Genomic DNA, 10154 nt, shown 5'->3' on the forward strand with positions numbered 1-10154 from the left:
ATCACCATCTCTCTCTGTTGATTGAGGCAATATCCAGCGGTCGGATCTGGAAGCGATCCGTCAGGGCCAGAAGATCACAATCTTCGTGTGTCGCCTCTCGATGACGCGGCCCCGCGGAAGCTGGTCGACGGGGGTGTCGGAACGGTGGAGGGAGATCACGGCGGCGGGGCCGTCGCGGTGCTCGCGATTCCAGGTTCGGACCTGGTCGTTCATCGCCTGGGCGAGCGTCTCGGCGTCCGGTCCGTGCGCGTAGACCCCGAACTCGTAGATGCGTGCGTCGGTATCGATTTCTCGGAACGCGAGGTAGGCGAAACTGCGCCCACCCAGCAGCGTTGGCGTGCCGATCGGTGAGCACGGGTCGACTAGCGTGCGGGCAACGTCCGTCCGCGCGCGGGTCACCAGGCAGAAGTCGGACAGGCCGGTCGCCAACCACAGGAACAGGCCGTCGAACGGCTCCATGCCACCGAAGCGCACGCCCGACCACGCCTGCACGCGCGGTTGGAGCAACGCCCCGCGCAGCCCGTCGGCATCGACCGGTTCGCTGTCGTCGATACGCAGGCCGACGTCATCCCCGTGCAGCGTTACGAGTCGCTCGCGTTGCGCTCCGGCACCCTGGATGTCCACGAAGCCGGCCATCTCATGCCCCAGACTCACCAAGTGGGCACCCTCGCGCACGAACGCCACCGACCGGCGCAGACCGCGCATCCGCAGGGGAACGACGAGCCGGCCGCCCTCGGCCAACTGATCCACCCACGCCGGCGGTACGTCCGCGACCCCCACGGCGGCGATGATCCGATCGTAGGGCGCGAACTCAGCCACTCCACCTTCGGCGTCGGCGAGCACGACGTGCACCTGGTCGTACCCGGCGTCCGCCAGGCATCGGCGAGCGCGGTCGGCCACGTCCGGATCAATGTCGACGGTGGTGACCGCACCGGCCGGGCCGACGAGTTCGGCCATCAACGCGGCGTTGTACCCGCCCGAGCCGATTTCCAGGCACCGCAGACCTGGACGCAATCCGGCTTGCTCCAGCATCGCTGCCTGAAGCCACGGCGCGGACACCGAGCTGATCGTCATCCCGTGTTCGTCACGCTTGGTACGCACCACATCGTTCGCGTATGCCTCGTCGAGCGGTACCTCAGGAGCGAACAGGTGCCGCGGCACTGTCCGAAAAGCGGCTTCGATCTCGCCTGACACGATCGAGCCGGCTGTCACGAGCTCGTCCACGAGACTGTGTCGCAACGCCGCGGCACGTGCCGGGTCGGTGGTCACCTCAATCACCAGGTATTTCCTTTCCTGCGCCGTGCTATGGGGCGGTAGTGGGCTCCCTCAGTGGAACGCGGCGCGGCCGGCTCACCTCGGGAGCGACGTCGTCTGGTAGTGGAGAGATCTTCTCGGTAAAGGAACACGCGCAACAGATCGGTGCCGATAGGAGAAACGGCGTTCAGGTGGGAAAGTCGCTGTTCCCACATAACATCTCTGCGCGCGAAACTGGGTGGTATCGGAATCAGGTGCGCCCTCCTCGCGGCCGGCAACGCGGGCAAACCGGAACCGCTTCGGTCCCGTGTCGAGACCCTCAAACCCCTCAGCAAAGGATTCGACAGGCGGCTCTGCCCTCCGTGGTGCCCAAGTCTTTCAGGCGGATGTCCGCCGTGTCATTCCCCGTACCGGGAAGGAACGGTTCGGCGCCAGCATGGGGCTTGACCTGCGGAAACGTCCGTCCGCCGGGCACGGTGTTCGCAGTCGTGCGGCTGTTTCTTCGCGACCCACCCAGCCCGCTGGCCCCACGTGCCTGCCGAGACAGGGACGCTGTTCGCCGCCCGCGACCGGTGCTACCCGCGGAATCATGGTGATCTCGGCGAGACCGGGTCGCGATCAGTCAAACTCCGCTGGGGGTGGTGTGACGCCGCGGCTACTGTTGGGTCGTCCGGTGGTGCCTGTGAACCGTCGGACGGGACGCTCGCACGCCTGGGAGGGGTTGAACGTCCGACTTCAGGTCGTGGACGAGGACCTGCAGGCGGCTCGCCACGACTTCAGCGTGGACCTGATCGTCACACCCACGCAGATCATCACATGCGGTCCGCCTCGGCGTCCCGAGGGCCTGTACTGGAACGACCTGAGCGACGACACCATCGCCGCGATCCCCGTCCTCGCCGCTCGTCGTCGCCGGGCCTGAACCGTTCGGGCATCACACCCCCAGCACCGCACGGCCTTCGCCATGCGAATCGACTCATCCGAGTCTGGGAGTTATCGCTGGTCAGGACGATGAGGCCAGGCGAACGGATTCTTCGCGGCGAGGGGAATGACCCCCCGTTGCCGTCGGGACGATGGTGGAACGGCCCCTTTTGCCTACCTTCAGTGAGGACCGTCCCGATGATGAGGACCGCCTGCGCAACACGCCGTCCTGGTCCCGCCCGTTCGAGGCCCCCGCATTCCACGACCCGCGGCCACACCCCGCGGCCCGTACCGCCGCGCGTGTCCGTTGCCGGTGGCGCGCCCACGGTCCGGTGATCGCAACCGAGGGCGGGGCGGACAGATCCACGCCGACTGTTGGCCTCTCCTCGCCGGAACGCGCGTTCGAGCGGCTGCGATGCGCCGCGGCCGGTGTGCTGGAGGTGCACGTCAGGAACGACGGCGTGTGCGCCGGATGCGGGTGCGGGTGGCCATGCCGAACCGTGGTGCTCGCCGAGAACAACCTCGCCCTCGTGAACGACGCCGTTCCCATTCCGCCGGATGCCGCGTGCGCCGCGCGCGCCCGTCCCTCGTGACCGCCCGCATGGCCCCGCGCCCGAGGCGCACGCACACGCCTCGCGGGCGTGACGGTCACCCCATGCCAGATCGCTGAGCCGGGAGAGCCGTATGACCGCAGCCCTCGTCACCTTTATGTCATCGAATATGTCATCGGAGCCAGAGCTTTCTGCCCCAGCTCCGCTGCACCGCGTCTGGTACTACCCTGCGCACCCCCGCTCCGCCGGGGCTGCGCGCCGCGACGTCGCGGCGCAGCTGCGGCTGTGGGAGCTCGACGAGCTGGTCGACGCGGCCGTCCTCGTGGTGTCGGAACTGGCGACAAACGCCGTGCTCGCCAGCCATCCAGCAGACAACCAGGACGGGCACGACGAGCCGGCGTCCCGGGTCGCGCTGCGCCTCACCTACAGCCACCAAGACGTGATCGTCGAAATGTGGGACGGGGCGGCGGACCGCCCGATCCGTCGGGTCGAGGATCTCACCGCCGACAACGGCCGTGGCCTGCATCTCGTCGCAGCCCTCGCCCGGGACTGGGGCTACTACCGCGTGCGTGTCGGTGACATGACGAACGGCAAGGTCGTATGGGCGGCCTTGCTCCATGGCAAACCGCCGATCGGTGTCGTCGCGGACGCCCCGCCGGCGTCACGGGACCTGCCCCGTCGCAGCCCGTCGCCTCCGTCGAGCGACGGCGTACCCGACCCGGGCGTTTCCGACCGCGCGCTGCAACGCGTCATCGACGGCCTGCGCGCTTTGGACGGCTGGACCCGAAGAGCTACACCCGACCACGCTGACGCCCATAACCGGCCGACAGAGAACCAGGCGATTACCGAATGACCGACGACCACAACCGTTCCTGCCCACCGTGGTGCGAAAAGGCTCCCGGCCACCTGCACCTGGAGGTTGACGGCCCTGGCGATTACCACGTCGCTGCCGGACCACCCGCGCGTCAGGCCGCACGTGTCGGCGTCGCCGCTGGTCGACGCCTGATCCGAGTAAGTCCGATCTCTGGGCGGCCGATGATCGGGAATTGGGAGGAGGACCAGGCAGCCAGCCGGTCCCACCGTCTCGCGACCTGTCCCAACCCTGCACTGCCCACATCCCGCCGCCCGAGAGCAGGCCGCACAGCGGCCAGGTCGTTACCTGCTGACCGGCACGGTCCGCCCGGTCAGCAGCGCGAGGCCGTCACGCCACGGACGGGTCCGGGGTGCTGCGGGCCGCGCCCGCCTTGACCCGGAAGAGCTCGACGTCCAGCTCGGGATGAGCGTGCCGTCGGCGGCGGGCGATCGTGGGACGCGCGGTAGGGTCACCCGTCGACGTCGACGATGGGGTGGACGGGTGGACATGCAGCAGCCGGTAGGCGGCACCGCTTCGACGGACCGGTGGTGGGGGTCCTACGCCGCCCGCGCGTCGGGGATGCTCGCGTCCGAGGTCCGTGCCCTGTTCGCGGTGGCGAGCCGGCCGGAGATCGTGTCCCTGGCGGGCGGTATGCCGGCCGTCGACGCGCTGCCCCTGGAGGCGATCGCGGCCACCATGTCGGAGCTGGTGACGAGCCGGGGCGCGGTGGCGTTGCAGTACGGCTCGGCGCAGGGTGATCCGGGCTTGCGTGCGCGGATCTGCGACGTGATGGGCATGGAAGGCATCACCGACGCACATCCGGACGACGTGATCGTGACTGTCGGGTCGCAGCAGGCGCTCGATCTCCTCACCCGGGTGTTCATCGATCCCGGTGACGTCGTCCTGACCGAAGGACCGACCTACATCACCGCCATCAACACGTTCGCCGCCTATCAGGCGCGGGTCGTGCACATTCCGATGGACGGCGACGGCCTGTGCCCCGACGCTCTGCGTGAGACGCTGGGTCGGCTCGCCACCGAGGGTGCCCGGGTGAAGATGCTGTACACGGTGCCGACCTTTCAGAATCCCGGCGGGATCACTCTGACGTCGCCGCGGCGGGCCGAGGTGATCGAGGCGTGTCGGCGGGCCGGGGTACTCGTCGTGGAGGACAACCCCTACGGGCTGCTGTCGTTCACCGGTGAACCGGTGCGGGCGATGCGCGCGGACGCCCCCGACGATGTGGTCTATCTGGGGTCGTTTTCCAAGACGCTGGCGCCGGGCATGCGGGTCGGGTGGGCGCTGGCCCCGCCGCCGGTGACCGCCCGGCTGGTCCTGGCGGCAGAGTCGGCGATCCTGTCGCATTCGATGCTCACCCAGCTTGCGGTCGAGCGGTATCTGGCGACGCAGCCGTGGCCCGAACAGCTCAAGGCGTTCCGTGAGATGTACCGGGAGCGCCGCGACGCCATGCTCGACACTCTCACCGAGACGATGCCCGCCGGGACCACCTGGACCCGCCCCGACGGCGGGTTCTTCGTCTGGCTGACTGTGCCCGACGGCGTGGATGCGAAGGCGATGCTCCCGCGGGCTATCGCCGCCCGGGTCGCGTATGTGCCCGGGACCGGGTTCTACGCCGACGGGTCGGGCCGCAATGCGATGCGGCTGTCCTACTGCTTTCCCCCACCCGACCGCATCCGGGACGGGGTGCGGCGGCTCGCCCGGGTGCTGCGCGCCGAACTCGACCTCCGGCGGACCTTTGCTCCCCGCCACGCCGACATTTCCGAGCTGTGAAGGACGCGACGATGACCGATCTGGGCCGTGTGCTCGTCCTCGCCGGTGGCCTCTCACCCGAACGCGAGGTGTCCCTGCGCTCGGGCAGCAGGCTGCGGGACGCGCTGGCGCGCATCGGGGTCGACGTCGACCTGCGCGACGTCGATGCCGCGACGCTGCCCGCCCTGGCCGCCGACCCTCCCGGGGTGGTCTTCCCCGTCCTGCACGGCAGTTCGGGTGAGGACGGCACCATCCGCGAGGTCCTGGATCTTTACAACCTGCCCTACGTCGGTGCCGTACCGGCAGCGTGTCGGGTGGCGTTCGACAAGGCGACCGCCAAGGCCACCCTGCGCACCGCGGGTGTCGTAACACCGGCCGCGGTGACGCTGCCCCGCGAGGCGTTCCACGACCTGGGCGCCGCTGCTCTGATCGATCGGATCGTGGCCCGGTTGGGCCTGCCGGTCGTGGTGAAGCCCCGCGCGGGGGGATCGGCCTTCGGTGTTGGGCTGGTCGACGACGCCGGCCAGCTCGCCGAAGCCTTGATGGCCTGCTTCGGCTACCACGACTGGGCGCTGATCGAACAGGCTGTCAGCGGGGTTGAGATCGCGGTCGGCGTGGTCGACACCGGCGACGGTCCGGTGGCGTTGCCGGCGGTCGAGATCGAGCCGGTCAGCGGTGTGTACGACTACGCGGCCCGGTACACCCCCGGAGCGACCACGTTCTTCACCCCGGCCCGTCTCGACGACGCGGTGGGGCGCGCTGCCGCCGAGACGGCCCTCACGGCGCATCGTGTGCTGGGCCTTCGTGACCTCTCCCGCACGGACATGATCGTCGATGCGGGTGGGACGGTGCAGTTTCTGGAGGTGAACGTGGCCCCGGGTATGACCGACACGAGTACGTGGCCGATCGGGCTGCACGCCGCCGGCCTCGACGTCGCGGTCGTGTGCCGGGACCTCGCGGCCCAGGCCCGGGACCGCACCACCCGACGTTGATCGTGCTCGTTCGGTCAGCTATGCGTTCGGCTGGGGTGTTGGTTGCGGCAAACAACACCATCCGGTGCCTGCTGTGTTGTTTCACCACAACGGCCGAGTCAGCGGGGAACACGCCGGGATGCGGCCCGTCGGGCAACCGGACCGGTCGCGGGATGAACGTCTCGACAACCAGCGCCCCGTCGGCGCTCAGCGCCTTGGCGGCCTGCGTGAGGAACGCGGCCTGCTGCGCGCCGCGTCCGGGCACTCCCGCGCGGACCTGTTCACCGCCGCCGCGGAGGTCGCCTACCTCGCCGGGTGGATGGCCGCCGACGACCTGCAACCCGGTCTCGCGCAGCGTCACTACATCCAGTCCGTGCGGCTCGCGACCGAGGCGGGCGACCCGCTGATGCGCGCGACCGCGCTGCGCTCGCTCGCGGCGCAGGCCGTCGAACTCGGCCACTGCGCTCCCGGGCTCGCACTCGCCGACGCCGCCGCCGCCACGCTGCACGACAGCGCACCGGTGCGGGCACGGGCATGGGTGACCGGGATGGAGGCCGAGGCGTTGGCCGGGACCGGCCACGACCCGCGGCGCGCGGTACGACTACTCACAGTCACCGAGATGGATCTCGACCGGGCGGACAGCGGAACGGTCGAGGACTGGTCGGGGAACTACCCGCGAGCCGCCTACGAGGATCAGGTCGGGTTGACGTTGCGGGCCATGGGAGACCTGCCGGGCGCAGAGGAGCACTTCGCCGCGTCGGTGCAGGCGCGGCGGCCCAACGAACGGCGGACCCGGGCGCTGATCGGGACAAGGCTTGCGGCGGTACAGCTTCGGCGGCGCATGCCGGACGCCGCCGCATCGACAATCCTAGGATTGTCCGATGATCTGCTGGTAGTCAAATCCGCCCGGCTGCGCCGCAGCCTGGGTCAGATCAGCCGGCAGTGGCAGGCCGACCGATCCGATCCCCGGGTGGCGAAGGCGGATCGTCTACTGCTGTCAGCGCAGGCCGGGCCGGCGGGCCTGCCCGTATGACCGGGGCATACCCAAAGGTCGCATCGGAATGATGCCCGAGCTCATTCCGCATCGCACTGGTAGAAGTCCTCGAACGTGCGGCTTGTCCGCTCGTCGCCGCAGCCGGCGAGTCGGGCCCGCAGGTACTGGACGCGGTCGGAGGCGCGTGCCGATCCAGCGCGGGCGCCGAGGCGGACGACCTGCTTGGCTGTCTTCGACAGCGCGGTCGAGATCGCCCATCTGCACGTACGCTTCCGCGAGCCAGGAGCGGTAGAGGGCTACCTCGCGGGCGCAGTCGTCGTCCCAGCGGGCCACCGCGTCGACCAGCAGGGGCTCGGCTCGCTCGGGTTGGACGAGTTTCACGTAGGACCCGGCCGGCCATCACGTTGATCTCGTTCTCGTCGAGCCAGTAGACCCACGTGGGGTCATCGTCGGGCCGTCGACGTTCGTAGAGGTGTTCCACAGCGGCGAGCGCCTTCTCCGTGGCGGACCGGCCACCGGCCTTCGCCTGCGCCCAGGCGATCCGCTCCTGGAGGAGCGCGAGGGTGGTCGGCGTCGCGGAGTCCCGCGCCCTGCGTAGCGCCGTCCGTGCGAGGAGCACAGCGGTGTGCGGGTCGCCCTCGTTGGCGAACTGGTAGCTCAACGTCAAGATCAAATTTACTGCGACAGGCGCGTCGCCAGCGGCGTGCGCGGCGCCGACCCCGTCGCGATAGAAACGCCGCGCGGCCTGGGTGCGGCCGGCGTCCATCGCGACCCATCCCGCGAGCTGGCACAGCTCCGCGACCGCGGACAGCAGACGGCGGCCGAGCCGTTCGTCGTAGACGGCTTCGCCGAGCACCGCCGTGGTGGCGGCGAGCTCGCGTTCGACCAGTTCGTGAAGATCGTGGCCGCCGATGAAGTCATCTAGGCGGCGCAGCTGCGCGACCCGGCCTTCTACCTTGCGGTGAACGCCTCCCCGACCCGCCGGCCCGCGCGGGTCTCCACCACCTGTGGCGGCTCCGCCACCAGCCACTCATGCGCACAGCGGAGGGCCGTCGCGGCATCGATGGCCGGCAGCTCGTCGGGGGCAAGGCCCGCGGCTATCGCCGGCCACCCACGGTCCGTCCCTCCTGCGGGAGCGACGGACCGTGGGTGGTGACCGGTACGGCTTGGACGTGGACTCTCGTGACGGTGGCGAGCGTGAAGCGGTCTGCCCAGCCACCGGTTGGCGCAGCATCGGCATGGAGACCATCCGACCGGTTGTTTCCAGCCGTGATAGCCGCATCCGTTCCCTGCCCCGGCCCCGGCAGCCCCTTGCGGGTCTGGCTGACCAGGAGCTGGTCGGCGGGAGTGAGGTGCTCGCGGTCGTCGAGGTCGAGGAGGTTGTGAATGTCGGTGCCGTAGACCTCGGCGAGCAGGGCGAGGAGCTGCGGGGTGGGGCGCAGCCGGTTGGGGTGGGGCCAGTGTTCCAGTTCGCAGAGCTTCGGGGCGATCATCGCGGCTCGACCGTCCGGGTCGAGGCCGGCGCGGGCGGCGTAGGCGTTGACGCGGGGTCCCGGGCCACTCGCGAAGCGATGGCCTGGGTGCTGGTGAGCAGCCTGCTGCTGGGTCCAGCCGTGGGCTACCCGGTGTGGGCGGCGCGGGGGCGCAGCCGGTAGCGGCGCGAACTCGACGGCTATCTCCTCGTGCGTCATGCCGACCGTGCGCATCCGGGCACGCAGCTCGTCCTGTTCCACTCGCTGGCCGGGCATGGCCATGACGGCCCCTTCCACCGCAGCGGGTTCCGTCCCGCACTCCGCCGGTAGATCCACGGTAGTGGATGGGTCACAACCGCGGGGAGTAGTGGCTCCACCACCCCGAACTGACTCGCCCACCCTTCGGGTATCGCTCCAGATCAGGAGGGGTGGAGCACGACGAACCGTTTCTTCACGGTAGGGGGAATGACCACCCGCGGCCGTCGGGGCGATGGTGTAACGGTGCCCTTATGTCTACCCTCCGTGAGGACTGCACCGATGACGAGGACCGCCAGCGCGACGCGCCGTAACACTGCCTTCCCCACCTGGCCCAGACCAGGTGAACGGGTTGAGCGGGCACCCCGACGAACGTGCGACAACCGCGCAGGGGCGGAACGGCCGTCGGGGAGGTGTTCCTGATGCGTGCCGACGGGGTTCGGGTCGATCGGACCCGAAGACCCGAACATTGTGGAGATCTACGACGACCTGCTTGGCGGGCCCTACACCTTTGCGGTGGACCGGGAAGGCGCGAACGAGCGGGTCAGGACATGGCCGCAGATCCAGGACACCGCCCGGGTCCACCGCATGTTCCTCGGTGAGGCGGTTCGCTACCGCGCTGGCGCCGTCGGCGTCCGCCAGTTCCTCGATATCGGTTCGGGGGCGGAGCATGGGCAATCTGCACGAAGTCGTCCACGAAGTCGTCCACGATGTCGTGTTCGACAGGCGGGTCGTCTACGTGGACCACGACCCGCTGGTGCCTGCGTAGGTTCAGGCCTCTCACCAGCCTCTTTAGATGGTCGGGCCGATTCTTGGTCCGTCCCCGCGTTACACACGCCGGGCGGTGGGGACACGGCGCGTCCGGTACCGCACCGCCAGAGCTTCGTGGATGACCCCGTCCCGAAGCAGCCCGATTGCCTCACGGCCAATCCAAGGCGGTCGGAACGATCAGCATGTCTGATTGCCGGAAACGGCAGCGGCAATCGCGTGGATAACCTCCGAACTCACGTCGGCGACTGCGGAGAGCGGTAGACGTTTCCAGTCGCCGACGCTGAGCGCGGCGGCGAGAAGACGGTTAGCCAACGTAGGACTGTTTGCTTGGGCGAACGCCCCGGCCAC

At 69.5% G+C, this 10154-nt stretch carries 9 protein-coding genes and 2 pseudogenes; 9 read left to right on the forward strand and 2 right to left on the reverse strand.

Translation table 11 applies throughout. From position 1 onward, the window contains the following. Positions 1–60 precede the first annotated feature (60 nt). Positions 61–1278: a methyltransferase, FxLD system gene (gene fxlM, locus U9977_RS04860; protein ID WP_322747947.1), complete on the reverse strand. Its 1218-nt coding sequence runs from the start codon at positions 1276–1278 to the stop codon at positions 61–63. A 709-nt stretch (positions 1279–1987) separates the two neighbouring features. Here fxlM and U9977_RS04865 point away from each other — a divergent pair. The 8 genes and pseudogenes from U9977_RS04865 to U9977_RS04900 form a co-directional block, all read left to right on the forward strand. Continuing rightward, positions 1988–2173: pseudogene (locus U9977_RS04865) on the forward strand (5-formyltetrahydrofolate cyclo-ligase); the annotation flags it as partial. A 151-nt stretch (positions 2174–2324) separates the two neighbouring features. After that, positions 2325–2765, forward strand: coding sequence for a hypothetical protein (locus tag U9977_RS04870; RefSeq protein ID WP_322747949.1), 441 nt, complete (start codon positions 2325–2327; stop codon positions 2763–2765). A 91-nt stretch (positions 2766–2856) separates the two neighbouring features. After that, positions 2857–3576 carry an ATP-binding protein gene (locus tag U9977_RS04875; RefSeq protein WP_322747950.1) on the forward strand — a complete coding sequence of 240 codons (720 nt, stop codon included), beginning with the start codon at positions 2857–2859 and terminating at the stop codon, positions 3574–3576. Positions 3577–4155: 579 nt separating this feature from the next. Then, positions 4156–5364 carry a PLP-dependent aminotransferase family protein gene (locus U9977_RS04880; RefSeq protein WP_322747957.1) on the forward strand — a complete coding sequence of 403 codons (1209 nt, stop codon included), beginning with the start codon at positions 4156–4158 and terminating at the stop codon, positions 5362–5364. A gap of 11 nt (positions 5365–5375) precedes the next feature. After that, entirely contained in the window at positions 5376–6335 is a 960-nt protein-coding gene (locus U9977_RS04885; RefSeq protein WP_322747951.1) for a D-alanine--D-alanine ligase, read from the forward strand. A 64-nt stretch (positions 6336–6399) separates the two neighbouring features. Next, on the forward strand, positions 6400–7347 hold the full coding sequence (locus U9977_RS04890; protein WP_322747952.1) for a hypothetical protein: 948 nt from the start codon (positions 6400–6402) through the stop codon (positions 7345–7347). 183 nt (positions 7348–7530) lie between these two features. Further along, positions 7531–7716, forward strand: a complete 186-nt coding sequence (locus U9977_RS04895; RefSeq protein WP_322747953.1) for a hypothetical protein — start codon at positions 7531–7533, stop codon at positions 7714–7716. A 217-nt stretch (positions 7717–7933) separates the two neighbouring features. Further along, positions 7934–8233 carry a hypothetical protein gene (locus U9977_RS04900; protein WP_322747954.1) on the forward strand — a complete coding sequence of 100 codons (300 nt, stop codon included), beginning with the start codon at positions 7934–7936 and terminating at the stop codon, positions 8231–8233. 172 nt (positions 8234–8405) lie between these two features. Here U9977_RS04900 and U9977_RS04905 read toward each other — a convergent pair whose 3' ends face one another. After that, positions 8406–9062: a hypothetical protein gene (locus U9977_RS04905; RefSeq protein WP_322747955.1), complete on the reverse strand. Its 657-nt coding sequence runs from the start codon at positions 9060–9062 to the stop codon at positions 8406–8408. Positions 9063–9461: 399 nt separating this feature from the next. Here U9977_RS04905 and U9977_RS26840 point away from each other — a divergent pair. Next, positions 9462–9689, forward strand: a pseudogene (locus tag U9977_RS26840) (SAM-dependent methyltransferase); the annotation flags it as partial. Positions 9690–10154: the final 465 nt, after the last annotated feature.

Origin of the sequence: Protofrankia sp. Cas8 (genome assembly GCF_963555845.1) — a bacterium.
Classification (GTDB): domain Bacteria; phylum Actinomycetota; class Actinomycetes; order Frankiales; family Frankiaceae; genus Protofrankia.

Coding starts and splice junctions, on each gene's coding strand:
- U9977_RS04870 (WP_322747949.1), top strand. CDS start 2,325: ATGGTGGAACGGCCCCTTTTGCCTACCTTCAGTGAGGACCGTCCCGAT.
- U9977_RS04875 (WP_322747950.1), top strand. CDS start 2,857: ATGACCGCAGCCCTCGTCACCTTTATGTCATCGAATATGTCATCGGAG.
- U9977_RS04880 (WP_322747957.1), top strand. CDS start 4,156: ATGCTCGCGTCCGAGGTCCGTGCCCTGTTCGCGGTGGCGAGCCGGCCG.
- U9977_RS04885 (WP_322747951.1), top strand. CDS start 5,376: ATGACCGATCTGGGCCGTGTGCTCGTCCTCGCCGGTGGCCTCTCACCC.
- U9977_RS04905 (WP_322747955.1), bottom strand. CDS start 9,062: ATGGCCATGCCCGGCCAGCGAGTGGAACAGGACGAGCTGCGTGCCCGG.